General features: G+C 56.6%; 26 protein-coding genes. 19 read left to right on the top strand and 7 right to left on the bottom strand.

Annotated features, from left to right (window positions below):
* Nucleotides 1-28: 28 nt before the first annotated feature.
* Together ACT3TY_RS05475 and ACT3TY_RS05480 are read right to left on the bottom strand one after the other, a co-directional pair.
* Nucleotides 29-1,309 (bottom strand): HlyC/CorC family transporter, encoded by a 1,281-nt coding sequence (locus tag ACT3TY_RS05475; protein ID WP_172118542.1) that lies wholly within the window; start codon nucleotides 1,307-1,309, stop codon nucleotides 29-31.
* Between the two features lie 87 nt (nucleotides 1,310-1,396).
* Nucleotides 1,397-2,194 (bottom strand): cytochrome C assembly family protein, encoded by a 798-nt coding sequence (locus ACT3TY_RS05480; RefSeq protein WP_444627583.1) that lies wholly within the window; start codon nucleotides 2,192-2,194, stop codon nucleotides 1,397-1,399.
* A gap of 209 nt (nucleotides 2,195-2,403) precedes the next feature.
* Between ACT3TY_RS05480 and ffh the strand changes: the two genes are divergently transcribed.
* The 11 genes from ffh (at nucleotide 2,404) to ACT3TY_RS05535 (ending at nucleotide 13,521) form a co-directional block, all read left to right on the top strand.
* On the top strand, nucleotides 2,404-3,831 hold the full coding sequence (gene ffh, locus ACT3TY_RS05485) for a signal recognition particle protein (RefSeq protein ID WP_444627584.1): 1,428 nt from the start codon (nucleotides 2,404-2,406) through the stop codon (nucleotides 3,829-3,831).
* A 296-nt stretch (nucleotides 3,832-4,127) separates the two neighbouring features.
* Complete coding sequence (rpsP, locus tag ACT3TY_RS05490) at nucleotides 4,128-4,376, top strand: 30S ribosomal protein S16 (protein ID WP_009724081.1); 249 nt, start codon at nucleotides 4,128-4,130, stop codon at nucleotides 4,374-4,376.
* A 45-nt stretch (nucleotides 4,377-4,421) separates the two neighbouring features.
* The gene (gene rimM / locus ACT3TY_RS05495) at nucleotides 4,422-4,967 is read left to right on the top strand and encodes a ribosome maturation factor RimM (protein ID WP_444627586.1); all 546 of its coding nucleotides are present in this window, start codon (nucleotides 4,422-4,424) and stop codon (nucleotides 4,965-4,967) included.
* 62 nt (nucleotides 4,968-5,029) lie between these two features.
* A complete protein-coding gene (gene trmD / locus ACT3TY_RS05500; RefSeq protein WP_444627652.1) occupies nucleotides 5,030-5,791 on the top strand; it encodes a tRNA (guanosine(37)-N1)-methyltransferase TrmD in 762 nt (253 codons plus the stop codon).
* A 191-nt stretch (nucleotides 5,792-5,982) separates the two neighbouring features.
* A complete protein-coding gene (gene rplS / locus ACT3TY_RS05505; protein ID WP_087110090.1) occupies nucleotides 5,983-6,339 on the top strand; it encodes a 50S ribosomal protein L19 in 357 nt (118 codons plus the stop codon).
* A 138-nt stretch (nucleotides 6,340-6,477) separates the two neighbouring features.
* On the top strand, nucleotides 6,478-7,359 hold the full coding sequence (xerD, locus tag ACT3TY_RS05510) for a site-specific tyrosine recombinase XerD (RefSeq protein WP_441677817.1): 882 nt from the start codon (nucleotides 6,478-6,480) through the stop codon (nucleotides 7,357-7,359).
* Nucleotides 7,334-8,125 (top strand): DsbC family protein, encoded by a 792-nt coding sequence (locus ACT3TY_RS05515; RefSeq protein ID WP_444627587.1) that lies wholly within the window; start codon nucleotides 7,334-7,336, stop codon nucleotides 8,123-8,125. The genes xerD and ACT3TY_RS05515 overlap by 26 nt, the downstream gene beginning before the upstream one ends.
* Before the next feature lie 181 nt (nucleotides 8,126-8,306).
* Nucleotides 8,307-9,623, top strand: a complete 1,317-nt coding sequence (locus ACT3TY_RS05520; protein ID WP_172118532.1) for a homoserine dehydrogenase — start codon at nucleotides 8,307-8,309, stop codon at nucleotides 9,621-9,623.
* A 6-nt stretch (nucleotides 9,624-9,629) separates the two neighbouring features.
* Nucleotides 9,630-11,018 carry a threonine synthase gene (gene thrC, locus ACT3TY_RS05525; protein ID WP_444621776.1) on the top strand — a complete coding sequence of 463 codons (1,389 nt, stop codon included), beginning with the start codon at nucleotides 9,630-9,632 and terminating at the stop codon, nucleotides 11,016-11,018.
* Between the two features lie 63 nt (nucleotides 11,019-11,081).
* Complete coding sequence (locus tag ACT3TY_RS05530) at nucleotides 11,082-12,836, top strand: single-stranded-DNA-specific exonuclease RecJ (protein ID WP_172118558.1); 1,755 nt, start codon at nucleotides 11,082-11,084, stop codon at nucleotides 12,834-12,836.
* A gap of 67 nt (nucleotides 12,837-12,903) precedes the next feature.
* On the top strand, nucleotides 12,904-13,521 hold the full coding sequence (locus ACT3TY_RS05535) for a YitT family protein (protein ID WP_444621777.1): 618 nt from the start codon (nucleotides 12,904-12,906) through the stop codon (nucleotides 13,519-13,521).
* A 72-nt stretch (nucleotides 13,522-13,593) separates the two neighbouring features.
* Here the strand turns inward: ACT3TY_RS05535 and ACT3TY_RS05540 are convergent, their stop codons facing one another.
* The gene (locus ACT3TY_RS05540) at nucleotides 13,594-16,104 is read right to left on the bottom strand and encodes a heavy metal translocating P-type ATPase (protein ID WP_444627588.1); all 2,511 of its coding nucleotides are present in this window, start codon (nucleotides 16,102-16,104) and stop codon (nucleotides 13,594-13,596) included.
* Complete coding sequence (locus ACT3TY_RS05545; protein WP_192527213.1) at nucleotides 16,101-16,529, bottom strand: MerR family transcriptional regulator; 429 nt, start codon at nucleotides 16,527-16,529, stop codon at nucleotides 16,101-16,103. Before ACT3TY_RS05545 ends, ACT3TY_RS05540 begins: the two co-directional genes overlap by 4 nt.
* Before the next feature lie 305 nt (nucleotides 16,530-16,834).
* On the opposite strand from ACT3TY_RS05545, the gene ACT3TY_RS05550 reads away from it, so the two are divergent.
* A complete protein-coding gene (locus ACT3TY_RS05550; protein ID WP_172118527.1) occupies nucleotides 16,835-18,187 on the top strand; it encodes an OmpP1/FadL family transporter in 1,353 nt (450 codons plus the stop codon).
* 84 nt (nucleotides 18,188-18,271) lie between these two features.
* Here ACT3TY_RS05550 and ACT3TY_RS05555 read toward each other — a convergent pair whose 3' ends face one another.
* Complete coding sequence (locus tag ACT3TY_RS05555; protein ID WP_172118526.1) at nucleotides 18,272-18,442, bottom strand: hypothetical protein; 171 nt, start codon at nucleotides 18,440-18,442, stop codon at nucleotides 18,272-18,274.
* Between ACT3TY_RS05555 and prfB the strand changes: the two genes are divergently transcribed.
* The 7 genes from prfB to rimI all read left to right on the top strand — a co-directional run bounded on the left by prfB (nucleotide 18,441) and on the right by rimI (nucleotide 24,755).
* Nucleotides 18,441-19,539 (top strand): peptide chain release factor 2 gene (gene prfB, locus ACT3TY_RS05560; protein WP_172118525.1). Its coding sequence is split into 2 segments (ribosomal slippage): nucleotides 18,441-18,515 and nucleotides 18,517-19,539, totalling 1,098 coding nucleotides; the frame shifts between segments, so codons are not numbered across the junction. The two genes, ACT3TY_RS05555 and prfB, sit on opposite strands and share 2 nt — an antisense overlap.
* A gap of 34 nt (nucleotides 19,540-19,573) precedes the next feature.
* Complete coding sequence (gene lysS / locus ACT3TY_RS05565; protein ID WP_444627589.1) at nucleotides 19,574-21,085, top strand: lysine--tRNA ligase; 1,512 nt, start codon at nucleotides 19,574-19,576, stop codon at nucleotides 21,083-21,085.
* Between the two features lie 90 nt (nucleotides 21,086-21,175).
* A complete protein-coding gene (locus ACT3TY_RS05570) occupies nucleotides 21,176-21,562 on the top strand; it encodes a hypothetical protein (RefSeq protein ID WP_087110069.1) in 387 nt (128 codons plus the stop codon).
* 144 nt (nucleotides 21,563-21,706) lie between these two features.
* The gene (locus ACT3TY_RS05575; protein WP_444627591.1) at nucleotides 21,707-23,107 is read left to right on the top strand and encodes an MFS transporter; all 1,401 of its coding nucleotides are present in this window, start codon (nucleotides 21,707-21,709) and stop codon (nucleotides 23,105-23,107) included.
* A 43-nt stretch (nucleotides 23,108-23,150) separates the two neighbouring features.
* Nucleotides 23,151-23,459 carry a BolA family protein gene (locus ACT3TY_RS05580; RefSeq protein ID WP_087110065.1) on the top strand — a complete coding sequence of 103 codons (309 nt, stop codon included), beginning with the start codon at nucleotides 23,151-23,153 and terminating at the stop codon, nucleotides 23,457-23,459.
* A complete protein-coding gene (locus ACT3TY_RS05585; protein ID WP_444627592.1) occupies nucleotides 23,456-24,319 on the top strand; it encodes a hypothetical protein in 864 nt (287 codons plus the stop codon). The genes ACT3TY_RS05580 and ACT3TY_RS05585 overlap by 4 nt, the downstream gene beginning before the upstream one ends.
* On the top strand, nucleotides 24,309-24,755 hold the full coding sequence (gene rimI / locus ACT3TY_RS05590) for a ribosomal protein S18-alanine N-acetyltransferase (RefSeq protein ID WP_444627593.1): 447 nt from the start codon (nucleotides 24,309-24,311) through the stop codon (nucleotides 24,753-24,755). The genes ACT3TY_RS05585 and rimI overlap by 11 nt, the downstream gene beginning before the upstream one ends.
* Here the strand turns inward: rimI and zapB are convergent.
* Together zapB and rsmD are read right to left on the bottom strand one after the other, a co-directional pair.
* Nucleotides 24,748-24,930, bottom strand: coding sequence for a cell division protein ZapB (gene zapB, locus ACT3TY_RS05595; protein ID WP_087110059.1), 183 nt, complete (start codon nucleotides 24,928-24,930; stop codon nucleotides 24,748-24,750). The two genes, rimI and zapB, sit on opposite strands and share 8 nt — an antisense overlap.
* Before the next feature lie 92 nt (nucleotides 24,931-25,022).
* Nucleotides 25,023-25,631 carry a 16S rRNA (guanine(966)-N(2))-methyltransferase RsmD gene (rsmD, locus tag ACT3TY_RS05600; RefSeq protein WP_444627595.1) on the bottom strand — a complete coding sequence of 203 codons (609 nt, stop codon included), beginning with the start codon at nucleotides 25,629-25,631 and terminating at the stop codon, nucleotides 25,023-25,025.
* Nucleotides 25,632-25,713: the final 82 nt, after the last annotated feature.

Consider the following 25,713-nt stretch of genomic DNA (forward strand, 5'->3'; position numbering starts at 1 on the left):
ATCAAGCGCTATCTATCTCAAAGTACTGTCAGGGTTGGCGTCTTGGAAGACGCACGTTTTGCCAGCAGCGGGCAGAGGTGATCAGGTTGTCGCGGATCTCCAGTATTTCCATACGGATATTGTTAATTTGCAGGCTGGCGGGGCCTTCGGGGAACGCTTCAAGATGCTCTAAAATCAACCCGTTCAGGGTCTTGGGGCCATCGGTTGGTAAGTGCCATCCCAGCATTTTATTGATTTCACGTATGTTAGCCGTACCCTCAATGACATGGCTGCCGTCGTCCTGCTGATGAATCTCTTCATCTTCTGACACGTCCGTGGTGAACTCGCCAACGATCTCTTCCAGAATATCTTCAAGCGTTACCAATCCTTCGACATCGCCATACTCATCTACCACGATACCGATACGCCGCTTCTGCTTTTGAAAGTTAAGCAGTTGGGTATGGAGCGGTGTGGACTCAGGAATAAAGTAGGGCTCGCGTGCTTCCTGGACAATGGCCGCCTTGGTGACTTCGTCACGGGATAAAAAGCGCGCGGCATTGCGCAAGTGCAGCATGCCGATGATGTTATTGATATCGCCTTTATAAACCGGTAAGCGGGTGTGCTGGCTGGTACGAATTTGGGTCAGAATATCTTCCAGCGAGTCGTCCAGGTCAATCCCCAGCACTTCATGGCGCGGCACCATAATGTCGTTGACCGTGACATTCTCAAGATCCAGGATCGATAGCAGCATGGCCCGGTGGCGGTAGGGGATCAGCGTACCCGCCTCATGCACCACGGTACGCAGCTCGTCGCGGGTAAGGTTGTCGCCGCCATTCTCCACGCTTTTCACGCCCAGCAGGCGCAGTAGGCCGTTCGAGATCATATTCACCAGCCACACCAGCGGATAAAGCAGCTTCAAAAGCGGCTCCAGCGCCATAGAACTGGGGTAGGCAATACGCTCAGGTTTAATCGCCGCGTAGGTTTTGGGGGTAACCTCGGAAAAAATTAAAATGGTAATCGTTAAAATGGCAGTAGAAATCGCCGGACCTGATACTTCGCCGAAAAAGTGAATAGCGATGATGGTCGCAATGGATGCTGCAAGGTTATTGACGAAATTGTTGCCGATTAGAATGACGCCAATCAAGCGGTCAGGGCGGGTAAGCAGGCGCATGACCCGTTTGGCGCGCCGATCACCGCTGTTGGCCTGATGGCTCAGGCGATAACGATTAATCGACATCATGCCGGTTTCAGAACTGGAGAAAAAAGCCGATAGCAGTACCAGTAAGCCAAGAAGGCCGAATAGTAATCCCAAGGGGAAGTCGTCGCTCAAGTCGAAAATTCCTTTATGCTGTATCAAGCACGGTTTGTAGAAGCTAGAAGAAGGTGTGTCAAGACAGCCATAGCCGTGTATATGGGCTTAGCGATTGAGCAGTATCTCAAGCACAAACTTACTGCCAAAGTAGGCCAGTATCAAAAGCGTGCAACCACCCAGCGTCCACCGTACTGCGCGCATGCCGCGCCAACCGAAACGATAGCGGCCAATGAGTAGGGTTGTGAAAATAACCCACGCCCCTAACGAGAGAGCGGTTTTATGTAATAAATGCTGGGCAAAAATATTATCAAGAAAGATAAAGCCGCTCACAATTGAGAGCGTTAGTAGCAAAATGCCTGCCCAGACCAACTCAAACAGGACGCGTTCCATTGTGGTTAAAGGAGGAAGCGACTGCACGATGCCGCGAATATGGTGATGGCGTAGCGCCTGGTTTTGTAATCCCACCAGGATTGCCTGTATCGCTGCAATTGCGAGCATGGCAAACGCCAGTGCGGAACTAATGGCATGCAGCAGAATGCCGGGTGTCAGGCCCGTGTGGCTAGTGTGGCTGGGGAGCCAAGTGGCGGTAATCAGCGCGACACCCGCTAAAGGAAAGAGAATGATGCCGACGTTAAGCACTGGCTTGAAAAGACTCGCTATCAACAGCACATTAACGGCGACCGCCATGAAAAGCGTCGCGCTGGTGGTAAATCCAGGCAGGAAGCCTGGGGATTGCCCCATCAGTTGGACGACCACCGGGATATGGAGCAGCAGGCCCAAGGCGCCCAGCAGGCGCACCATGCCTTGGCGTGGCGGCACGCGGCGAAAAAGGGTCATGCCCTGCCAAGTGGCAGCAGCAACATAGAGTACAAAAGCGATCGTGGCGAAAGGCAGCGCCTGCATGATGCTATCCGTGCGCGCATTTCGCGCGTTGCAGTAAAAAACAGTTAAGTTAACGTGTACCGACTACTATAACCAATCAAAGCAGTATCGCACAGCCATCGTTAGCCCGCGCGGACAGTCATGGAGACTCAAGGCGTGAGCGCGTATAATCCATGCACATCAGTCTAGGGGCGTAGGCCCGGCGACAGCGACGGAGGCAGAGAGGCCCCATGTTTCAGAATCTCAGTGAGCGTCTTTCCCAGACGTTGAAGTCGATTAAAGGTCAGGCGCGCCTGACCGACGACAATATCAAAGATACCCTGCGTGAAGTGCGCAAAGCGTTGCTTGAAGCCGACGTAGCGCTGCCGGTCGTCAAGGCTTTTATCGAACGCGTTCGCGAGCGGGCGGTTGGCCAGGAAGTGTCCAAGAGCCTGTCGCCCGGCCAGCAGTTCGTCAAAATCGTTCAGCAGGAGCTGGAAGCCATTATGGGCGAGGCCAACGAAGGCCTGGCTCTGAAAGGCTCGCCAGCCGTTGTGTTGATGGCCGGTTTGCAAGGGGCGGGTAAAACCACGTCGGTAGCCAAACTTGCTCGCTACCTGCGCGAGCGCGAGAAGAAAAAAGTCCTGGTGGTGTCGGCTGACGTCTATCGCCCGGCAGCCATTGACCAGTTGGAGACGCTGGCCAAAGAGGTTGAAGTCGACTTCTTCCCGTCGCGCTCGGACCAAAAGCCTGTTGATATTGCCGAAGCGGCGATCAAGCACGCCAAAATCCAGTTCCACGATGTAGTGCTGGTAGATACCGCAGGCCGCTTGGCAATTGATGAAGCCATGATGGCGGAGATCCAGGCGCTGCATAAAGCGATCTCACCGCAAGAGACGCTGTTTGTCGTCGATGCGATGACTGGCCAGGATGCGGTTAATACCGCAAAAGCCTTCCACGATGCGTTGCCACTGACCGGGGTTATTTTAACCAAGGCCGACGGCGATGCACGTGGCGGTGCGGCGCTGTCGGTACGTCATATTACTGGCAAGCCCATCAAGTTTATGGGGGTGGGCGAGAAAGTTGACGCGCTGGAGCCCTTCCACCCGGATCGTGTTGCATCACGCATCCTCGGCATGGGCGACATGCTGTCGCTGATCGAGGAAGCCGAGCGCACGGTTGATAAAGACAAAGCTACCAAGCTTGCCAGCAAGGTCAAAAAAGGCGATGGCTTTGATCTGGAAGACTTCCGCGACCAGTTGCAGCAGCTCAAAAAGATGGGCGGCATGGGTGGTCTTCTGGGCAAACTGCCTGGCATGGGGCAAATGGCCGAAATGGCTCAAGGCCCTGGGCCTGAGAAAGAGCTGGGCAAGCTTGAAGCGCTGATCAACTCCATGACGCCCAAGGAGCGCCGCGCGCCGGATATCATCAACGGCTCGCGCAAGCGCAGGATTGCCGCCGGTGCTGGCCTGCAGGTGCCCGACCTGAACCGTCTGCTCAAGCAGCACAAGCAGATGCAGAAGATGATGAAGAAAGCGGGCAAGAAAGGCGGCATGCAGAAAATGATGCGCGGCATGTCCGGCATGATGGGCGGCGGCGGAGGTCCTGGCGGCCCAGGTGGAATGGGCGGCATGGGCGGTGGCGGTATGGGTGGCCCCGGTGGCCTGCCTTGGCGCTAAGCACATTAGTTTAGGCGCTGCGGCGACGTCGGTAAGGTTGACGGCCTGTGAGTTTTCTGGCTGTCAGGCTTTCCAATCAGGGCGCATTTGCGTAGAATGCGGCCTCTTCATGCGTGGGTGTTGGCAAAATATGTGTAAGCATTGCCGCCACATCCGGTTGTGAAGGCCTAAAATGGTACAAAGCAGCCACTTATCTTCAAGTGAGCCGCGTATCAAGAAAACAGTATGATGAGTGTTCTGGTGGCGGTTTGCGCTATTTTCCACTCTCGTAACCTCAACCGAAGGATAGTTATCGTATGGTTACCATTCGTTTGGCACGTGGTGGCGCCAAGAAGCGTCCCTTTTATCACCTGACTGTTACTGACTCGCGTAACGCCCGTGACGGCCGTTTCATCGAGCGTATCGGCTTCTTCAACCCGGTTGCTCGTGGTCAGGAAGAGCGTCTGCGCGTTGATCTAGAACGTGTTACTCACTGGCAGAGCCAAGGCGCCCAGTTGTCTGGTCGTGTTGCTGAGCTGGTTAAAGAAGCGCGTAAACAGGCGTAAGTCTGTTCACGGTAGAGTCTGGACTGCTGTACGTTGAGGTCGTCGATGACGCGTTTTGAAACAAGCCAAACTGACGACACGCATGTGGTGTTAGGCAAGCTGACTAGCCCCCACGGGGTGCAGGGTTGGCTCAAGGTGTATTCTTACACCAGCCCCATGGACAGCATTTTGGATTATCCCGAATGGTGGGTGCGCCAAGGGGAAACCCTGACGCGAATGGCCATTGTTCAGGGACGTCGGCAAGGTAAAGGCCTTGTTGTGCAGATTAAAGGCGTAAATGACCGCAATGCCGCTGAGGCTCTGGCGCAAGCGGATATTTTACTGCCCAAAGATGCACTGCCTACACTGTCAGCCGATGAGTATTACTGGCATGAGCTTGAAGGCTTGGCTGTCTTCACTCAAGCCGGCGAGCGGTTAGGGCGGGTAAGCTACCTGTTTGAAACCGGCGCCAACGATGTCATGGTGGTTCGCGGCGATGACGACGCGATCGACAAACGCGAGCGGCTACTCCCGTTTTTGCCTGATGACGTGATTGTCGAAATCAGCCTTGAAGATGGCCGTATGGTCGTTAACTGGGACCCTGAGTTTTGATCAATGACGAAGCGGCCGATGTGCAAACAGCGGTGCTCGGCAATGATATGGATACGCCCGCTATGTGGATCGGCGTAGTATCGTTGTTTCCTGAAATGTTCGATGCACTCACCCAGCAGGGCGTAGTAGGTCGGGCGATAGAGAAGCAACGTATTGCCTTGGAGTTTTGGAACCCGCGAGATTACGCCACCGACCGCCATCGCAGTGTGGATGATCGCCCTTATGGCGGCGGCCCGGGTATGTTGATGAAAGTCGATACACTCCGTGGCGCTATCCACGATGCCCGTGAACGGGCACATCAAGCCACCGGCCAGGTGCCTACGGTGATCTACCTTTCGCCCCAAGGGCGTAAGCTTGATCAAAAAGGCGCTCAGGCATTAGCCGCTACTGGCCCCCTTGTGGTGGTGGCAGGGCGCTATGAGGGGATTGATGAGCGTGTGGTGGAGAGTGACATCGATGAAGAGTGGTCGATTGGCGACTATGTGCTGAGCGGCGGTGAGCTGCCCGCCATGGTGCTGATTGACGCAGCGGCGAGGTTGGTTCCCGGTGTATTGGGGCATCAGGACTCCGCTATCGAAGACTCGTTTAATGACGGTCTTTTGGACTGCCCGCACTATACCCGTCCAGAAAGTATCGACGGGCGCCAGGTGCCGGATGTGCTGCTAAGCGGTAATCATGCAGCCATCAAGCGTTGGCGGTTGAAGCAGTCGTTAGGCCGCACATGGCAGCGCCGTCCCGATCTGTTAGAAGGGCGCGCGCTTAATGCTGAGCAACAGCAGTTGCTGAACGAGTTTATCGAGGAACACGCTCTGTCTGCCAAGTAGGTTATTTTCAACGACCTGGTGCAGAGCGGCGGTGCAGGACGGAAAGGGCACGTCGTCTACATATTGACGGCAAGCCTACGGACCTGTGTCACCCATAACGACTCCCGTGTGGCTCGATTCGAGCGCCGGGATCACGGTTTGCCCCTTCCACAACTGCGTGGCAAACCATTCCGTTATTTAGGAGTATGAAGATGAGCAGCAAGAACAAGGTGATCCAGGCGATCGAAAACGAGCAGATGGGCAAAGAGATTCCTTCTTTTGCGCCGGGCGACACCATTATCGTTCAAGTAAAAGTCAAGGAAGGCACCCGCGAGCGTCTGCAGGCGTTTGAAGGTGTTGTTATTGCCAAGCGTAACCGTGGCCTGAACTCCGCTTTCACCGTACGTAAAATTTCTCACGGTGTTGGCGTTGAGCGTACTTTCCAGACCTACAGCCCGCTGGTTGACTCTCTTGAAGTCAAGCGTCGTGGTGACGTGCGTCAAGCCAAGCTGTACTACCTGCGTGAGCGTAGCGGTAAGTCAGCACGTATCAAAGAAAAGCTGTCCTAAGCGACGCTTTCTCGGGCGCGCACTGTTCTTGACGTACGTCTTGGGCACGTGTCGCACCGGATACCAGAACCCCGTCACCGCTTTGCGGGGCGGGGTTTTGTTTATGTGTTCATATACTCAGCAGGAGACGATTAACGTATGAGCGTCATTGATGCTTTCCTGGACGCCCTTTGGTTAGAGCAAGGCGCCAGTGATCATACGTTAGCCGCCTATCGGCGCGATTTAACCGCGTGGCAGCACTACCTGGTAGCAGAAGGTGAGGATATATTGTCTCCCACGGGGCAGCGGCTTCCCGTATGGTTGGATGCCCGCCGAGAGCAAGGCTATCAACTGCGAAGCAATGCCCGGCTGTTATCAAGCCTTAGAAGTTTTTATCGCTGGGCGCGCTTACACGGACATGTGGTTAGCGACCCGCTGGTGGATGTTAAGCTTCCCAGAGTGCAGCCAGGCCTACCCAATACGCTGGAAGAGGCGGAGGTCGAGCGCCTGCTGATGGCGCCTGATGTTGATACGCCGCTGGGCGTGCGCGACCGCACCATGCTGGAGCTGCTGTATGCCTGTGGGCTGCGCGTGTCGGAGCTTGTGTCGTTAACCGGCGATGCGGTGAATCTGCGCCAAAATGTGGTGCGTGTGCGTGGTAAGGGGGATAAAGACCGCTTGGTGCCCATGGGGGAAGAAGCAGCAGATTGGCTTGCGCACTATATGAAAACGGCCAGACCTGCGCTGATGAGCGACCCGACCAGGCCAGCGCTTTTTCCAGGGCGCCATGATAAAGCCATGACGCGACAGACCTTCTGGCACCGTATAAAAGCGCATGCCATCACGGCTGGTATCTCGCGTCCGCTGTCTCCGCATACGCTGCGGCATGCTTTTGCGACACATTTATTGAATCATGGGGCCAATTTACGGGTCGTACAGCTGCTGTTAGGCCACAGCGATTTATCTACGACTCAAATTTATACGCATGTTGCCCAAGCCCGCTTGGAGCATTTACATGCCGAACACCATCCGCGAGGTTGAAGATAGAATGCGCCAACGTACGGTTACTCCTTCTTTACGCACGGCATTACTCACGCTCGCCATCGCCAGCGTTTTGCCGGTCGCCGCTCAGGCAGATGCCGTCACGCAACGACTGAGTGAGTCGCTGAGCGTTAATGGTCAGCCGATGCCGGTTGAGCACGTAACGACGACTCCGATGGAAGGCATTTACCACGTGCGCTTGGAAAGCGGCGAGTCGTTCTACACCAACGCCGATGGCAGCCACTTTTTGGTGGGTGATCTTTTCGAAAATGCTGAGACGGGGCTGGTCAATTTAACCGAGCAGTCCAAAAATCAGGAGCGTGTTGCGGCACTGGCAAGCATCCCCGAGTCTGAGCGCGTTGTGTATCGCGGTGTCGATGAGCCAAAAGCCACCGTGGTAGTATTTACCGACCCCACTTGCCCCTACTGTGAGCGTCTTCACGAAGCCGTGCCTGAGCTTAATGAGCGCGGGATTGCGGTACACTATTTAGCATTCCCACGGGCGGGTATGGGCAGCGATGCGGCGACCTCCATGCAGCAAGCGTGGTGTTCGGATAATCGTAGTGAAGCGATGACCCGTGCCCAGCAGCGCCAGCCACTATCGGGCCCTTCGGATTGCGATAACCCGGTGGCTGAACAGTATGAGTTGGGTATGGCGCTGGGCGTACAGGGCACGCCCGCGATTATTCTGCCCGATGGCCAAATGGTACCAGGCTATGTACCGCCAGAAAGGCTTGCCGTCATGTTAGGCTTGGGCGACGTCTAAGCTTGACCTGTCAGGCGCTTTGAAGCAGGCGCTTGGCAACAGAAACGTAGCAACAGAAACATAGCAATAGGCACGCCCAACAAGTGCCCACCAATAGAGAGCACCGTTAACGAGCGGTGACGCTGAGACACTGAATTTAAGACCAGGCGCCAAGGGCGCCCACCACGAAAGGGGATGTATTTTGAAACCGGTAAGAGTAGGCATTTGTGGGCTAGGCACGGTTGGCGGCGGCACGTTCAATGTATTGACGCGCAACGCGGATGATATTGCACGCCGTGCAGGCCGCCCTATTGTGATTGAGCAGGTGGCTCACCGTAGTATTCACCCCGACTGCGATATTACCGGTATTAATGCAACCACCGATGTTTTCGAGGTGGCAACTAACCCTAACGTTGATGTGCTGGTCGAGCTGATTGGCGGCTATGACATGGCGCGTGAATTGGTACTCACCGCGATTGCCAATGGCAAACATGTGGTCACTGCTAACAAGGCGTTGATTGCTGTTCACGGTAATGAAATCTTCAAGGCGGCTCATGAAAAGGGCGTTATCGTCGCCTTTGAAGCCGCCGTTGCAGGCGGTATTCCGGTTATCAAATCGCTGCGTGAAGGCTTGGGTGCCAACCGCATTGAGTGGGTGGCAGGCATCATTAACGGCACCGGCAACTTTATTCTGACGCACATGCGTGACGAAGGCCGAGCCTTTGAAGACGTACTTGCCGAAGCGCAGGCACTGGGTTACGCCGAAGCCGACCCCACGTTTGACGTGGAAGGTATCGATGCGGCGCACAAGCTGACCATTCTGGCCTCGATTGCTTACGGTGTACCGCTTCAGTTTGAAAGAGCCTTCACCGAAGGTATTTCACGGATTACTGCTGAAGATGTCGAGCAGGCCGATAACCTGGGCTACGTTATTAAGCACTTGGGTATTTCCAAGCGTACCGACCAGGGGCTTGAGCTACGCGTTCACCCCACGTTGATCCCCAAAGAGCGTTTGCTGGCCAATGTGCATGGCGTCAAAAACGCCATTGCCATCATGGGTGATGCGGTAGGTCCCACGCTTTACTACGGTGCCGGTGCGGGTGCTGAACCAACGGCTTCCGCCGTGGTTGCTGATGTGTTGGATGTGGCTCGTGATATTACAACTGCCCACCACTATCGCGTGCCCTATTTGGCGTTCAGCGGTATTGATGAAGATGTCAGCCAACTGCCGATTATGCCGATGGAAGACATCATTACGGCGTATTATCTGCGCCTGTTGGCGGTGGACCGCCCTGGTGTACTGGCCCGCGTGGCCACCATCCTTTCGGAGCAGGGCATCTCTATTGAGGCACTGATCCAGAAAGAGGCAACCGAAGGCGAGCTGGTGCCGATTATTTTGCTGACGCACCGCACCAAAGAGAAGCAGATGAACGAAGCAATTCGTGAAATCGAAGCGATGGCCGATATCGCCGGACCGGTGACACGCATCCGCGTGGAAAGCCTGAGCGAAGGGGAGTAACCCACTATGCGCTATATCAGTACGCGTGGGCAGGCGCCCGCGCTCTCGTTTGAAGAAGTCGTACTAACCGGTATGGCCAGCGACGGCGGCCTTTACGTGCCGGAAGAGCTGCCCACCCTCTCGAAAGAAGCGCTGGCCGATATGGCCGGGCTTTCTTACGCCGAGATTGCTTTTCGGGTCATGAAGCCGTTTGTAAACGGCGAGATCGACGACGACACTTTCCGCACCATCGTGACCGACGCGTATTCCACCTTCACTCACGATGCGGTGGTGCCGCTCAAGCAGCTCGACGCCAATCACTTCCTGCTTGAGCAGTTCCATGGCCCGACGCTGGCATTTAAAGACGTCGCGCTACAGCTTTTGGGCCGCCTGTTGGATCACTTTTTGAAAAAGCGCGGCGAGCGCGCGGTGATCATGGGCGCCACCTCGGGCGATACCGGGTCGGCGGCGATTGAAGGCTGCCGCCACTGCGACAACCTGGATATCTTTATTCTGCACCCGCACCAGCGGGTGTCCGAAGTGCAGCGCCGCCAGATGACCTCGGTGCTGGCCGATAACGTCTTCAATATTGCTATCGAAGGCAATTTTGACGACGCTCAAGCCATGGTCAAGGCAAGTTTTGCCAATCAAGACTTTCTGAACGGCACGCGCCTGGTGGCGGTCAACTCGATCAACTGGGCGCGCATCATGGCTCAGATTGTTTACTACGTAGCAGCGGGTGTGGCGTTGGGTGCTCCGCATCGCGAGGTCAGCTTCTGTGTGCCGTCGGCCAACTTTGGCAACGTGTTTGCGGGCTACATGGCGTACAAAATGGGGCTGCCGGTCAAGCAGTTCATCATTGCCACCAACTCCAACGACATTCTGCACCGTACGCTGGCCGCCAACGACTTCTCCAAGAAGGAGCTTGAGGCAACGCTCGCGCCTTCCATGGATATCGTGGTGTCGTCGAACTTCGAGCGTCTTCTGTTTGATGCTTATGAGCGTGATGGCGCCGCCGTGGCGGCACTGCTGGAGCGCTTTCAGCAAGAGCCCACCGCACTTGCCGATGCGCCGCTTGCCAAGCTGCGCGAGAAGTTCTCAAGTTTTAGTGTGGACGATGCGACCATTCTGGACGTCATTCGCGAAGCGCATCACCGTACTGGTGAAATGCTCGACCCGCATACCGCCACGGGCTATCGCGCTGCTGAGCGTGTCCGCGCTGATCACTCAACGCCGATGATAACGCTTGCCACCGCACACCCGGCCAAGTTTGCTGAAGCTGTGGTGAAGGCAGGCTTCCAGGGTGTACCCCTGCCCACGCATATGGATGATTTGCTGGAGCGTGAAGAGCACTACACGGTATTGCCAGCTGAGCTGAGCGCCGTGCAGCAGTTTGTGGCGGATAACCGTCGTTAACACATGATGACTGCTTTGCCAGATGCCAATCCGCCCGTTACACCTCAGCACACCACGCAGCTAATGTTGGAGCCTCGTCCGCTGGACGAGGCTGTCTACGCCCGTGCCCAGGCACAAGGCTTGAGCGAGCTTCAGGCGCGCCTTCTCGCCTCACGGCTGCCCGGCTATCAGGGCGAGCTTGCCCCGCTGGTAACGCCCAGCCTGCGCTACCTGGCTCACCCGGAAAAGCTCGCCGATGGGCGCCGTGCCGCCGAACGTATTGCTCAGGCGGTTGCCGAGGGTGAATCCATCGGGATTTTGACCGATTACGATGTGGATGGGATTACCTCCCACGTCGTCATTCGCCGCACGCTGGTTGAGCTGTTTGGTGTGCCCGAGCACAAGCTGCATAGCCTGATTGGCCACCGTATCCACGATGGCTACGGGATCAGCTTGCCGTTGGTTGAGCGCACGTTGGCGCTTAAGCCATTCCCGACCCTGGTGATTACCGCCGACTGCGGAAGCAGCGACGAGCCACGTATTGCGCGACTCAAAGCGGCAGGCATTGACGTGGTGGTCAGTGATCACCACGCGTTGCCATTGGAAGGCCCGCCCGCGTCGGCTTACGCCTGCGTAAATCCCACCCGTGACGATTGCACTTATCCGGATAAAACCATCGCCGGGTGCATGGTGGCGTGGCTGTTGATGTCGTTGGCACGTGGCGTATTGGTGGAGTGGGGGGCCTTGCCCGAGGCTACGCCCAAGCTTTCGCCGTGGCTCTCCTATGTGGCGCTGGGCACCGTGGCGGACTGCGTATCGCTGGGCGGAAGCCCCGCCAACCGCGCCGTGGTGAGCTACGGATTAACCCTGATCAACCGCATGGACGCCGCCTGCTGGCGCGCCATGGCGGCACGCCTGGGTGCGGACAGCGTACCGTTCAATGCTGAAACGCTGGCCTTTCAGATGGGCCCGCGGATCAATGCGCGCTCGCGGCTGGATGACCCTTACGCGGCGCTGCATTTCATGCTAGCCGAGAGCGACGCCGTCGCTAACCGTCAGTTGGAAGTGCTGGATCAGGATAACCAGTCGCGTAAGGCGATTGAGGCTGATATGGCCGAAGAGGCACGGGCGTTGGCCGCCAGTGCACTGTTAGCCGATGAGCCTGCTGTGGTGGTGTTTCTGGAAGATGGCCACCCCGGCGTTCAGGGCATTGTGGCCTCCCGGCTGGTGCAGTCTTACGGGCGCCCTGCGCTGGTGCTGACGCAGGCGGCGGCACCCAATATGCTTACTGGTTCAGGGCGCTCAATCGATGGTTTGCACCTGCGCGATGCGCTGCAGCGTACCTTTGAACTTGCGCCTGAGGCGCTGCAGCGCTTTGGTGGGCACAGCGGTGCCGCAGGAGTGGGCGTTCCCCGCGAACAGCTGGACGTGTTTAAACAGGCGTTTCTCAAGGCCGTAGCGGAACAGCTGGAAGGGCGTTCGCTCTATCCCCGGCTATGGACGGACGGCGAGCTTTCCACCGCGCAGCTCTCTCTTGCCACGCTTGAGGAGATCGACGCGCTGGGCCCCTATGGGCGTGAATTTGACGCACCGCTTTTTGAAGGGCGTTTTATCGTCGAAGCGCTGCGCCCAGTGGGTGCCGATGGCGCGCACTTGATGCTTGAGCTCTCCATGGGTGCCATCACCTGTAAAGCAATCTGGTTTCGTGCCTTAACGCCAGGTGAGCTGCCCGCGTTCGCCATCGGCGACACGCTGCACTGCGCTTACAAGCTTAACCGTAACCGCTGGCGGGGGCGGGAGTCGTTGCAGTTGATGGTTGAGCACGCAAGCGCAGTTTAAAACGCTTTCATCAACCCGGTCCATTAACCCTGTTCATCACCCCAGCACACTTCATAAGGGCGTTTAAATGCGCGTGGAAGATTTACCCAAGGACCCGCACCGCCTCTATGAGGATGTAATGGCGATGCTGCTGGGCACGTTCTTCGTTGCCTTGGGCGTTACCTTTTATACCCAAGCGGTGCTGCTAACTGGCAGCACTGCGGGCTTGGCGCTGCTGCTTAATTACGTGACGCAGTGGGGGTTTGGGCTGTGGTTTTTTGCCATCAACCTGCCGTTTTACTACCTGGCGATCAAGCGTATGGGGTGGAGCTTTACGCTGCGTACCTTTATTGCCATTGGCCTGGTGTCGCTGTTTTCTGAACTAACCCAGGGCTGGGTGCAGTTTGAAAGCGTGCCTTCTCTCTACGCCGCACTCATGGGCGGGGCATTGATGGGCATTGGCATGCTAATGCTGTTTCGCCACCGCACGAGCCTGGGCGGCATCAATATTCTGGCGCTCTACCTGCAGGACCGACACGGCCTGCGGGCGGGCTATGTGCAGCTAGGCATTGATGGGATGATTTTGCTGGTGGCGCTTACCCAGCTACCGTTAGACCGCGTTGGCTACTCGGTGCTGGGGGCGCTGACGTTGAACTTGATTATCGCCCTTAACCATAAGCCCGGGCGATATATCGGCGTGAGTTAGCGCTCTAGCTAAGCCAGAACCACCAGATGACCAGGGCAATGAGCCCCAGGCCCGTCGCGTTAACCAGTAAGCTCATGAGGCCTCCTGTTGAGTGGGCTTCCAGAACCGCAGGCGATTGGCATTACTCACCACGGTGATGGAGGAGAGCGACATGGCGACCCCCGCGATAATCGGTGAAAGCAGCATGCCGGTTACCGGGTAGAGCAAGCCTGCCGCAACCGGGATGCACAGCACGTTATAACCAAAGGCGCCCACCAGGTTCTGCTTGATGTTGGCAAGCGTGGCGCGGCTGATTTCAATGGCTGAGGCCACGCCGTGAAGCGACCCACGCATGAGGGTGATCCCCGCGCTTTCCATGGCAATATCCGTCCCCTGGCCAATCGCAAAGCCGACGTTAGCGCGCGCCAGCGCCGGGGCATCGTTAATACCGTCGCCCACCATGCCGACGATTTCTCCCGCTTGCTGTAAGCGCTCAATCTCGGCGTGCTTGTCCTCGGGTGTCAGGCCCGCTTTGAACGTTGTAATGCCCACTTCGCGGGCAATCGCCGCGGCGCTATGCTGGTTATCGCCGGTCAGCATGACCACGTTCAGGCCATCCTGCTGCAAGCGCTTAACGGCCGCGATGGCATCGTGACGTAGTGGGTCGCTAATCCCGAAGAGCGCCGCTAGCTGATTATCCACTGCCAGATATACCAGCGTACGCGCCTTGTGTTGTAGCGTGTTAACCGCTTGCTGGGCAGATGAAAGATCAACTCCGGCAGCCTCAAGCAGGCGCGCATTGCCCAACAGCAGCGCTTTTCCATCGCGGGTTTCGGCTTTTACGCCACCGCCTGTAACACTTTCAAACCCTTGAATCTCAGCAGGCGCGGCGCCCTGCGCATCCGCGTAAGCGATAAGGGCTGCCGCCAGCGGATGCTCAGAACCGCGCTCCAGGCCATGAACCAGGCCCAGCACAGTGGTTCTATCCATGCCAAACAGCTGTGCATCGGTGACACTGGGTTTGCCTTCGGTGAGCGTGCCGGTTTTATCCACCACCAGCGTGGTGAGCTTGCTGGCGGTTTGTAGCGCTTCGCCGCTTCTTACCAGCACGCCCTGTTCGGCAGCCTTGCCCACGCCAATCATGGTGGAAATGGGGGTAGCAAGGCCCAGTGCGCAGGGGCAAGCAATAATCAGCACGGTCGTGGCCGCTACCAGCATATGAATTACGCGTGGCTCAGGGCCAACGTTAAACCACGCAAGTGCCGCCAGTACGGCAATAATGATGACGGACGGCACGAAGATGCTCGATACTTTATCCGCCAGTTCACCAATTGGTGGGCGCGAATTCTGGGCGCTGGCGACCTGCTCGGTGATTTGCCCAAGCCGGGTATCGCGGCCCACACGGGTCGCGCGATACACCAGCCCGCCTTGGCCATTGACCGTGCCTGCGTTGACGTTATCCCCGGTTTGCTTGCTGACGGCCAGCGGCTCGCCGGTCAACATGGATTCATCAATATGGCTCTGGCCTTCGGTGACTTCGCCATCAACGGGTAAGCGCTCGCCGGGGCGCACGCGGAGTTGGTCGCCTTCACGAACCTCATCCACGTCTACCTCTTGCTCTTGGCCGTCGCGAATGACGCGTGCCGTGCGGCTTTGCAAATCAAGCAGGCGCTTTAGCGCGTTGCTGGTACGCCCACGGGCGCGAAGCTCCATGGCGTTACCCAGCAGGATAAGCCCAACCACCATCGCCGAGGCTTCAAAGTAGATCCCCTGAGCTATTTCAGGCAACCAGGGTGCAAACAGCACCACCGCCATGGAGTAGAGCCAGGCGGTACCCGTGCCCATCGCCACCAGCGTATCCATATTGGCCTGATGGCGTTTGAGATTCTTCCACGCGCTAACAAAAAAGTGTCGGCCTGGAAAGGCAAGCACGCCCAGGGTCAAGACACCAATCGCCAGCCAGTAAACGCGGCCCAGGCCCATAACGTGGGGATGATAGATAAACATGCTGAGCATCAGGGGAATGGCCAATGCCAGCGCGATGGCACTGCCCCGCAGCCGCTGCCGATAGGTAGTGGCATCTTGCTCGGTGCGAACGCGCTCGGCTTCACGCATATCCACAATCGGCTCCGCCGTGTAGCCCACTGAGGCGACTGCGTTGATAAGGGTTTGCGCATCGGCACTGCCCACCACTTGGGCGGTGTGGGTCGCGAAGTTAACGCTGGCGGCTTCCACCCCTTGGGTGTTTTTCAGCGCATTCTGAACGCTTTTAACGCAGCTGGCGCAGGTCATGCCGCTAATTGCCAAGCGTAGGTTGGTGCCAGTCGTGGCCGGTATCTCAGTTGCCTCTGGCGTGGATTTAGGCGCTGTCGGAGAGGCGGGTTCGCTGCTGGCCGGGTAGCCGGCTTTTTCCAGCGCCGTGTTCAGGCGGCTATCGTCCAGGCTTGTAGTAACTTCAAGGCGTTTTTCAGCCGGGGTGCCCACTACCTCAGCCGCTGGGTCTTCTGCCTGAATCGCCTCGCGCATCCGCTTAACGCAGCCCTGGCAGCTCATGCCACCTACCGTACGGAAAACCGTATGGCGTGAATAGGTTGTGTCGTTCATAAGGCCTCCCTGGAAGAGGGGTCGTCGGGAAAGCTTTCAATAAGGCGGCACACGCTATGCCCATCGGGTGTGCCGTCAGGCATATGCTCCCAGCTTCCCAGCGCCTGCTCCATGCGCTGGGCCAGCGCTTCAAGTTCGGCAATCCGTGTACGGATCTGCGGCAGGCGGCTGGCCAGCAGGTCGCGCACCAGCGGGCAGGGCGAGTCGCCCTGGTCGGCATGCAGGAGAATGTCGCGTATCTCCGCTACGCTAAACCCCAGTTTGCGTGCTCGCTGAATAAAGTGCAGCCGCTCAAGGTCGGTGCTTGAGAAAAGCTGATAGCCGTTATCTGGATGGCGGCTCGGGAGAAGTAAGCCTTCGCGGGTGTAGTGGCGCACTGTCTCTGCCGTTACACCGCCCTGTTTGGCAAGCTCGCCGACTTTCATCGCGTACTCCTGTGAGTCTTCGTCTGCTGTTAGTAAACAGTGGGAATACACGTAGTGTAAAACCTATGGGTAACACGCAGGTCAAGGTGGGCTGTTCAATAATTCGGTAAAAAGGGCTTAAAACGAATAAAACAATGATTTAAAACGGTCGTACGACTAATGTATGAGCGAAAAATAAAATAAAACGCTCGTTTGCCCTTGAACCAAGGGCCGCATTGGGCGAAAACTGAGGTGTATGCCTACGCTATAAGAACAGTACCAGCGGATGTCGCCATCCACGGGATCATCGGGACAAGAGGCCGACCATGTATAATAAATTTAATAAACTCACTCTAGCAGCTGCGGTTTCGGCAGCTGTCTTCGCAAGCCAGGCACACGCTGGCGGTTATCAAATTAACGAGCAAAGCGTTAGTGGCCAAGGGTACAGCCATGCTGGGCGTAGCTCTAACGTACACGATGCCACCATTGTGTACGGCAACCCGGCAGGGATGTCGTTTCTTGATCGCGCGCAGATCACGGTGGGGGGCACCTATCTTCATGTAAATACCGATGTCAATAATGCTACCTCTGGGCGTTCTTTGGAAACGCCTGCGGGCTCATTGCCTTTGGGATCAGTAACAGGAACCAATGAAGGTGACATGGTGCCTGGTACGCTGGTTCCTTTTGCTTTTTATGCACAACCGGTCAATGAGCAGTTAGCGTTTGGTTTCGGCGTATATGCACCGTTTGGTTCAAAAACAGAGTATGAAGGTGGTTTCGAGGGGCGTAACCAGGGGAATTATACGGAGGTGAAGGTAATGACTGCCCAACCAACCGTCTCCTACCGCTTTAACGAGCAGTGGGGCGTCGGGTTGGGGATTACCTATAACCGCGTTGATGGCGAACTGCACCGACAGGTGCCCGTTGCTGTTGGAGTGGCAGCCAATGGGGACCCGATCGTTACTGAGGTGGATTCACGCGTTGAAGGTGATGATGACGCATGGGGATATAACTTGGGGGTGATTTATCAGCCGGTGCCCGAAACCACATTGGGCTTAACGTACCGCTCAAAAGTGGACTTCAATTTGGACGGTAACTTTTCCGCAAGTTCCCCTGTGCTTGATCAGTTAGGTATCGGAACCGTAACGGATACGGCTGCTCTGGACTTGACCACGCCTGAGACGGTTAACTTCTCGATAACCCAGCAAATGAGCGACAACCTCAAACTCATGTTTGGGGCTTCCTGGGCTCGCTGGAGCCGCTTTGATCAAATACTGGTTACCGGCACTGAGCGTGAAGAGATCACTAACGAGCAGCAAAATTACTCCAATGCTTGGGCGTTTGCCACCGGCGGGGAGTATCAGTTAACGCCTGAGCTGGCGTTGCGAGCAGGGCTAGCGCTGGACTTTACACCAACGCAGGATGCGACACGTAGCGTGCGTATTCCTTCTGATGACCGGCGTATTTTCTCGCTGGGTGCTGGTTGGAGCCCTACACCAGACCTAACGCTTGATTTCGCTTACTCTTATCTAACCGAGCGCTCAACCCAAGTGGATCAAACAAAGACGGATAGCTTCACTGTGGCTGGACAGCAGACACCGCCCATTACGTCTACCTACTCTGCCGGCTATAAAAACGAAGCCCACGGCTTTGGTGCTCAGTTGACCTATCGTTTTTAAGCCCATATTTTAGGCGTCTCGATGAAATACGTTTCTCGCGTGTTAAATCGGTAGCTCTACTCCTGAACCCGGCACTCGCCGGGTTCAGGCATTCGCCGTCATGGCGAGTGGATGCGAGAAACGCCAGGTTTCGTTACAATGGGTTTTCAGAATTTCGCCGCTGTGGTGCTGGCTTGGAATCATCAAGCCAAGACGCCACAGCGGCGCGTCTTTCTTTTGAACCATGTCATATTGACCAAGGCCAGGGCGATCCATGTTGGAAACCAACCCGATACATAACCAGATCAAGGACCTGTCTGAGCGGACAGACGTTCTTAGGGGGTATCTTTGACTATGCCGAGCGTAAAGATCGGCTAGAAGAAGTCTCTCGCGAGCTCGAAGACCCGAATGTCTGGAACGACCCGGACTACGCACAAAAGCTGGGTAAAGAGCGCTCTTCCCTGGAAGCCATTGTGGCAACCATCGACGAACTGGACCAAGGCCTTGGCGACAGCCGCGACCTTCTGGAACTCGCCGAGATGGAAGAGGATGAGGACACGGTTGAAGAAGTGCGCCAAGAGCTTGATGGCCTTCAGGTCGCGCTTGAAAAGCTCGAATTTCGTCGCATGTTCTCCGGCGAAATGGATGAAAATAACGCCTACCTGGATATTCAATCCGGTTCGGGCGGTACGGAAGCGCAGGACTGGGCCAATATTCTGCTGCGCATGTATCTGCGCTGGGCAGAAAGCCACGGGTTCAAGGCTGAAATAACCGAAATTTCCGCAGGCGAAGTCGCAGGTATCAAGTCGGCCTCGCTGCATGTTCAGGGCGACTATGCGTTCGGTTGGCTGCGTACTGAAACCGGTGTTCACCGGCTGGTGCGTAAAAGCCCGTTCGACTCCGGCGGCCGTCGTCATACGTCGTTTGCGTCGGTATTCATGTCCCCGGAAGTTGATGACAGCTTCGAGGTTGATATTAACCCTTCGGACCTGCGCGTTGATACGTATCGCTCCAGCGGTGCGGGCGGTCAGCACGTTAACACCACCGATTCGGCGGTGCGGATTACCCACGAACCTACCGGTATTGTGGTGGCTTGCCAGAACCAGCGTAGCCAGCATGCCAACCGTGACTTCGCCATGAAGCAGTTAAAGGCGAGGCTCTGGGAGCATGAAATGCAAAAGCGTAATGCCGCCAAGCAGGAAGCGGAAGACTCCAAGGCCGATATCGGCTGGGGCAGCCAGATTCGCTCTTACGTGCTTGATGACCAGCGTATCAAGGATTTGCGCACCGGCGTGCAGTCCAGCAACTGTGACAAGGTACTCGACGGCGACCTGGACCAGTTTATCGTCGCCAGTCTCAAGCAGGGTTTGTAATCTTTTTAGCGTTCGAACATGAATAGGGTGCCCCATGGCTAACCAAGACGCGTCTTCTCCTGAAAACGAAAATCATCTTATTGCCGAACGCCGCGCCAAGCTCACCGCGCGTCGTGAACTGGCCGCAGAGCAAGGGAAGAGTGCTTTCCCGAATGACTTTCGCCGCGATAGCCTGACCGTTGAGCTGCAGGAACGGCTGGGCGAGAAGGAAAAAGCCGAGCTGGAAACGCTTGACCATCACGCATCCGTGGCGGGGCGCATCATGCGCCAGCGCGGTCCGTTTATCGTGATTCAGGACGTGGCGGGGCAGATCCAGCTTTACGTGGATAAAAAAGGCCTGCCGGCGGATGTGCTTGATGACATCAAGAGCTGGGATATTGGTGATATCGTGGCAGCGCGCGGCCCGGTGCATAAATCCGGCAAAGGCGACCTGTACGTGATGATGGTCGATGCCCAGCTTCTGACCAAGAGCTTGCGCCCGCTGCCGGATAAATTCCACGGCCTGACGGACCAGGAGGCGCGCTATCGCCAGCGCTATGTGGATCTGATCATGAACCCGCAGTCGCGCAAAGCGTTTGAAACGCGGGCAGCGGTGATCAGCTCCATGCGCCGTTTCTTTGAAACGCGTGGCTTTATGGAAGTGGAAACGCCGATGCTTCAGGCGATTCCTGGCGGTGCGACGGCGCGTCCATTTGTGACTCACCACAACGCGCTGGATATGGATATGTATCTGCGCATCGCGCCTGAGCTTTATCTTAAGCGTTTGGTGGTGGGTGGTTTCGAGAAAGTCTTCGAAATCAACCGCAACTTCCGTAATGAAGGTCTTTCGACGCGGCACAATCCTGAATTCACCATGGTCGAATTCTACTGGGCGTATGCCGACTATAACGACCTGATGGATATGACCGAAGCGATGCTGCGCACTGCAGCCGAAGAAGTGCTGGGCACCACCACGCTTGAGTACCAGGGTGCAAGCTACGACTTCGGCCAGCCGTTCAAGCGTTTGACGCTTAAGCAGTCGATTCTGGATCACGGCGATGGCATTAGCGATGCTGATCTGGATAGTCTTGATGCGGCGCGCATAACGGCTCAGGAACTGGGTATCAAGGTCAAAGACAGCTGGGGCTTGGGTAAAGTCCAAACGGAAATTTTCGAAGAAGTGGCCGAGCACAAGCTCGACCAGCCGACGTTTATTACCGAATACCCGGCTGAAGTCAGCCCGCTGGCGCGCCGCAACGATGCCAACCCGTTTGTCACCGACCGCTTCGAGTTCTTTGTGGGTGGGCGTGAAATTGCCAACGGCTTCTCGGAGCTGAATGACGCTGAGGACCAGGCCGAGCGCTTCCGTGCACAGGCCGCCGAGAAAGATGCAGGCGACCTGGAAGCCATGTACTACGATGCTGACTACGTGCGTGCACTGGAGTACGGCATGCCGCCTACCGCCGGTGAGGGCATCGGGATTGACCGGTTGGTCATGCTGTTTACCGACAGCGCGTCCATACGTGATGTATTGCTGTTCCCGGCAATGCGCCCTGAGGCTGAGTAGCACGCTGGATGGAATGAGGTAGACTAAAAGTTGGTAAGGGCGCGATTTAGCGCCCATAATGGTCAACGTTTCGACGGCGAGGAGAATCCCATGAAACTGCTAAACCGCTCCGCTCTGAGCGTCAGGCCGACCCAGCCCTTTGTGGACTGGATCAATGCGCTGGAACCCACCATGGGAGACGACGACCTGACACTGGACGACGTCGAACGTGAAAGTACCATTTACCTGATTCCTGAAATGGATACCCCGGAAGCGCTCGAAACCTTCGTGCACGACCGCTATGTAGAAATCCTCGAAACCGAGTTGCGCGCTTGGGAAGAGGATGAACGCCAATGGCCAGAGCCGCTTGATTGGGCGCTGTTCAAGACATTTCTTAGCGTTGAGCACAGCTATCTCGCCATCGATTTGGATGATGAGACAGCGCTTGAGATTTCAGACGTTGATGATGCGTTGTTGCTCGACAGCGACCAGGATTAACGTTCGGCACTAGTTAGGCGCTATCTCATCATGACGTAACTCATGACGCACATCTTGTTCTCAAGCAGTTGCGCTCATGCACGTTAAAACCGGCTTAGGCCGGTTTTAACGTGTTAGCCGTTTCGCTTTAGGAATACCCCACCGATGCGACTGTTTCAAACCCGTCCTGGAGACGACGGCCTGCCCGGGCCGGAACGTGCCTTGGCGGTATTGGCCCTGATTACCGGCACGCTAATGGCGGTGATGGACACCACCATGATTAATTTGGCGCTGCCGACCATTGCAGCAGACTTAAACGCCTCTGCCGCACGCTCGGTGTGGATCACCAACATGTTTCAGGTGGTATGTGCCGCCTTCTTGCTGGTGTTTGCCGGGATCAGCGAACTGGTAACGCGACGGCGTATTTATCTGTTTGGGCTAGGCACGTTTATGGTGGGCGCATTGGGGGCGGCACTGTCACGTAATTTAGAAACGCTGCTGGTGTTTCGTGCCTTGCAGGGGCTAGGCGCTGCCGCCACGCTCTCTATTGGCCCTTCGCTTTACCGGGCGATATTTCCCTCACGCCTATTGGGTAGTGCGTTAGGGTTAAGTGCGCTCGTTGTCGCGGGTGGTTATGCCGCAGGGCCAACGCTGAGCGGCGTTATTTTATCCTTTGCGGACTGGCCGTGGCTGTTTGCACTTAATCTGCCCCTTGGGCTGTGCTCTTTATGGTTTGCCAAGCGCGCACTGCCTCGGGATAAACCCCGCCAGGGAAGTTTTGATTTTCTGGGGGCGCTGTTGTCCATGCTGATGCTGGCGAGTTTCTTCCTGGCCATGGACGCGGTGGGGCACGCGGCATCGTTTGGCCTGGTGGGTGCCTGGGTACTGCTTACCGTAGCAAGTGCAGTGGGGTTTATCATGCGCCAACGTCGAGCACTGTATCCGTTGCTGCCGCTGAGTATTTTTGCTGAAAAGCGCTTCACGCTTGCGGTATCCGCCTCCGGCCTTGCGTTTATTGGTCAGGGTCTGACCTTTGTGGCGCTGTCGTTCTATTATCAGGAGCAAATGGGGCTTTCGCCCCTGGAGACCGCTTGGTTGTTTACCCCATGGCCGCTTGGGATCATGCTGGTAGGGCCGTTGGCGGGTCGCCTGGCGGACCGTATCAATCCCAGTGTGCTTTCAAGCACCGGCCTGGGGCTGATCGTTGCCGGCCTGGTCGCGCTGGCGCTGGTGGATGAAACCATGGGTGTCATGGAAAGCCTATGGCGTACGGCACTATGCGGTATCGGTTTTGGCCTGTTCCAGCCGCCCAATAACCGCGAAATGATGGGCAGCCTTCCGCCGGAGCGCAGTGCCAGTGTGTCGGGCGTGATGAGCACGATTCGCACGGTAGGTCAGTCGTTTGGGGTGGCGATAGTAGGGGCAGCACTAGCGCTTGGGTTTGAGGTTCAGATAACTCTCTGGTTGGGAGCGGTTACATCGTTTCTGGCGCTTCTGGCAAGCCTTTCAAGAGTGTCGCTTGCCCGGCGTGCGCTGGTTGAACGCCGGGCATCGTCTGGTGGCTAGTAAGCGCGTACAATAAAAATGTTGAATATTGAGGAGAGCAGTAATGACGGTGCAAGCACAGATCGAACAGAAGTTAGCGGCGCTAGCGCCGGAAGTCGTGCGCGTGGAGAACGAAAGCCACATGCATAACGTGCCCGCCAACTCCGAAACCCACTTCAAGGTAACGCTGGTTAGCGACATTTTCGATGGCCTGATGCCGGTGAAGCGTCACCAGAAGATTTATGCACTGCTGGCCGGTGAACTTTCTGGCCCGGTGCATGCGCTAGCGTTGCACCTTTATACGCCGGTTGAATGGCAGGCGAGGGGCGGCGAGCGTCCTGATTCACCCAACTGTCGTGGCGGCGGCCAGTGACGCCAGAGGTTACCCGGCGCCACTACCTGGATGCCATGGGCATTACCGCCTGGGCATCACGCTATCAACTGCCCAATGCGCTGCCGACCGAAGCCTGCGAGTGGGATGAAACGCCGCCGGAAAAAACGCCCCCGCGTGAGCGTCTCCAGGCGTTGCTTGATGACGCGCCAACCCCGCGTAGCGAGCCCAAAGCACCGGGCGTTAACTCGTCTGCGTCAGCGCCTTCTTCGGTACGTGCTTTGCTCGGCCAGGCGCCAGCGGATAAAGCGCCCACGGACATCTCTGTTGAACCAGTGTCTGCTGCGTCAGCGTCCGGTGAATCAGTGCCCGTTGAATCAGTGGGGTCGATGCCTGCGGCTTCGGCTAAACCGCTGCAGTTTTCGCTTTCCTGCGTGTGTATAGGGCAGCGATGGTTGAGCTTGCACCCTGGCGAGATAACGCCCCAGGCGCAGCGCCTGCTTGCCAACATTTGGCAGGCCGTTGGTATCGCGCCGGATGCGTTGTCCAGCATCACGCTGTTTAAGTGGCCGTTAATGGCCAATACCTTTGCAGAAGACCCTCTTGAAGAAGCCAGAGAAGGGCTCTCTGCGTTTATGTCAGGCTGCGCTAGTCGGCAGGGCTGGGCGCTTGAGCGCGTACTCTGGTGGGGGGAGCAACCCGAAGACGATGGCGCTGCTGATATCATGAGCGTCTTGAATATTCAGCAAGCGCGTAGCGATACACTGGAACTGCCGGTATGGCAGGGCGTAGCACTTGAACATCTTGCTAAAAATGGCGCTGCCAAGCGTAACCTTTGGCCCCAGCTGTACGCATTAGGCCAACAGTGGAAAACGCTCAAAGCCCCCGAAAATGATCGCTGAGCTTCAGGCAAGTGACGGCCTACGGTTAGCAACTCTTGAGGCTCAGGCCCAAAGTGGAGTGAGTGAGCGCCAACTTAATGCGGCATTAGCCGATACAGATGCCTGCGTAGTGGGTTATTTTCAAGAAAATGCCCTGGTAGGCTATGCGCTAGTAGCGCGCTTACCCTTTGATGCTGAGCTTCAAGCCATTGGCGTAGACCCTGCTCACCGCCATTTGGGGCTGGGGTATGCGTTAATGCAGGCAGTGATGTTAAAAGCGGCTGAGTGGCAAAGTGAGTGTTTACTACTGGAGGTGCGGGTGAGCAACAAGGCCGCGATTAGCCTTTATCAACGTTTTGATTTTAAGGTGGATGGGCAGCGTAAAGGCTACTACCCGGCAGTACAGGGTGCCGCCGGGCGTGAAGACGCACTGCTAATGTCGCGTACGTTTAGCTAGCGATCCCTTCAAACTTGCTGAGTAAGCTGTTCAAGCGGCGTTCCCACTCTTCGCGCTCTTGCTTGAGTTTGGTGTTTTCGTCGCGCAGCTCTTCATTTTCCAGCTTCATCATTTCCAACGCTTCCACCGTATCGGTGACTTTTTGCTCGAGCTGATTGAACAGTTCCAGGCTCATGTAAACCTCCAGGTTATAAAAACAAACAACAGGCGTGCAACAGGTTGAATCAGGCGAGCGTAACGCTCGTAGGCGTCATCGGCAAGCGCTGTTTACGGGGTCTGGCGTTGATAAAGTCGGGCAGTACTTTCACCCGCTTGGGTTTCGCGGTGCAACTGCCAGTTAGTGGGAGGCATTGGGTCTAGTGAGCGTTCGGTTTCCAGGTAAATCATGGCGTCGGGTGCAAGCCAGCCAAGGGTCTCCAGTGCGTTACAGCAACTCGTAGCAAGCCCCTGGTGAAAGGGTGGGTCAAGAAATACCAGGTGATAAGGGCGAGGCGGCTGGCTCAAGAACGTGTTTGCATCGCACGCAGTGACTTGGCCTCGGGTTGCGCCAAGCGTGGCCAGGTTTTGGGTAATATAGGCGGCTATGCTGTTGTCACGCTCGATAAAGTCAACGTGAGCGGCACCGCGCGAAAGCGCTTCAATACCCAGAGCGCCGGTGCCCGCGAACAGGTCCAGCACATGTTGGCCATAGAGCTGCTGCCCCAGCCAGTTAAACAGCGTTTCACGTACTCTGTCTGGCGTTGGCCGTAAGCCGGGCCGGTCAAGCACAGGTAGCTGGCGGCGGCGAAAGTCACCACCGATAATACGAAGCTTGCCAGGCTGCCGGATAGGCGTGCCTTTGGAAGCGGATGGGCGAGAGGAGCGTTGTCGTGTCATATCGGGGATTGTAGCGGGCTACTTATCCAAAGTCTTGGTTGGCGGTGGTAGGATGGTCACAATGTTCACCTTTTAAGTCGGA

Origin of the sequence: Halomonas sp. AOP22-C1-8 (genome assembly GCF_052378905.1) — a bacterium.
GTDB classification, from domain to species: domain Bacteria; phylum Pseudomonadota; class Gammaproteobacteria; order Pseudomonadales; family Halomonadaceae; genus Vreelandella; species Vreelandella citrativorans.

Excerpts from the sequence above, each read along its gene's own strand:
- ACT3TY_RS05555 (WP_172118526.1), bottom strand. The coding sequence starts at position 18,442 with ATGGATCGCCCTGGCCTTGGTCAATATGACATGGTTCAAAAGAAAGAC.
- ffh (WP_444627584.1), top strand. The coding sequence starts at position 2,404 with ATGTTTCAGAATCTCAGTGAGCGTCTTTCCCAGACGTTGAAGTCGATT.
- rplS (WP_087110090.1), top strand. The coding sequence starts at position 5,983 with ATGAGCAGCAAGAACAAGGTGATCCAGGCGATCGAAAACGAGCAGATG.
- lysS (WP_444627589.1), top strand. The coding sequence starts at position 19,574 with ATGGCTAACCAAGACGCGTCTTCTCCTGAAAACGAAAATCATCTTATT.
- ACT3TY_RS05575 (WP_444627591.1), top strand. The coding sequence starts at position 21,707 with ATGCGACTGTTTCAAACCCGTCCTGGAGACGACGGCCTGCCCGGGCCG.
- rimM (WP_444627586.1), top strand. The coding sequence starts at position 4,422 with ATGACGCGTTTTGAAACAAGCCAAACTGACGACACGCATGTGGTGTTA.
- ACT3TY_RS05515 (WP_444627587.1), top strand. The coding sequence starts at position 7,334 with ATGCCGAACACCATCCGCGAGGTTGAAGATAGAATGCGCCAACGTACG.
- ACT3TY_RS05480 (WP_444627583.1), bottom strand. The coding sequence starts at position 2,194 with ATGCAGGCGCTGCCTTTCGCCACGATCGCTTTTGTACTCTATGTTGCT.
- ACT3TY_RS05530 (WP_172118558.1), top strand. The coding sequence starts at position 11,082 with ATGTTGGAGCCTCGTCCGCTGGACGAGGCTGTCTACGCCCGTGCCCAG.
- trmD (WP_444627652.1), top strand. The coding sequence starts at position 5,030 with ATGTGGATCGGCGTAGTATCGTTGTTTCCTGAAATGTTCGATGCACTC.
- ACT3TY_RS05570 (WP_087110069.1), top strand. The coding sequence starts at position 21,176 with ATGAAACTGCTAAACCGCTCCGCTCTGAGCGTCAGGCCGACCCAGCCC.
- rsmD (WP_444627595.1), bottom strand. The coding sequence starts at position 25,631 with ATGACACGACAACGCTCCTCTCGCCCATCCGCTTCCAAAGGCACGCCT.
- zapB (WP_087110059.1), bottom strand. The coding sequence starts at position 24,930 with ATGAGCCTGGAACTGTTCAATCAGCTCGAGCAAAAAGTCACCGATACG.
- xerD (WP_441677817.1), top strand. The coding sequence starts at position 6,478 with ATGAGCGTCATTGATGCTTTCCTGGACGCCCTTTGGTTAGAGCAAGGC.
- ACT3TY_RS05540 (WP_444627588.1), bottom strand. The coding sequence starts at position 16,104 with ATGAACGACACAACCTATTCACGCCATACGGTTTTCCGTACGGTAGGT.
- rimI (WP_444627593.1), top strand. The coding sequence starts at position 24,309 with ATGATCGCTGAGCTTCAGGCAAGTGACGGCCTACGGTTAGCAACTCTT.
- rpsP (WP_009724081.1), top strand. The coding sequence starts at position 4,128 with ATGGTTACCATTCGTTTGGCACGTGGTGGCGCCAAGAAGCGTCCCTTT.
- ACT3TY_RS05545 (WP_192527213.1), bottom strand. The coding sequence starts at position 16,529 with ATGAAAGTCGGCGAGCTTGCCAAACAGGGCGGTGTAACGGCAGAGACA.
- ACT3TY_RS05580 (WP_087110065.1), top strand. The coding sequence starts at position 23,151 with ATGACGGTGCAAGCACAGATCGAACAGAAGTTAGCGGCGCTAGCGCCG.
- ACT3TY_RS05535 (WP_444621777.1), top strand. The coding sequence starts at position 12,904 with ATGCGCGTGGAAGATTTACCCAAGGACCCGCACCGCCTCTATGAGGAT.
- thrC (WP_444621776.1), top strand. The coding sequence starts at position 9,630 with ATGCGCTATATCAGTACGCGTGGGCAGGCGCCCGCGCTCTCGTTTGAA.
- ACT3TY_RS05550 (WP_172118527.1), top strand. The coding sequence starts at position 16,835 with ATGTATAATAAATTTAATAAACTCACTCTAGCAGCTGCGGTTTCGGCA.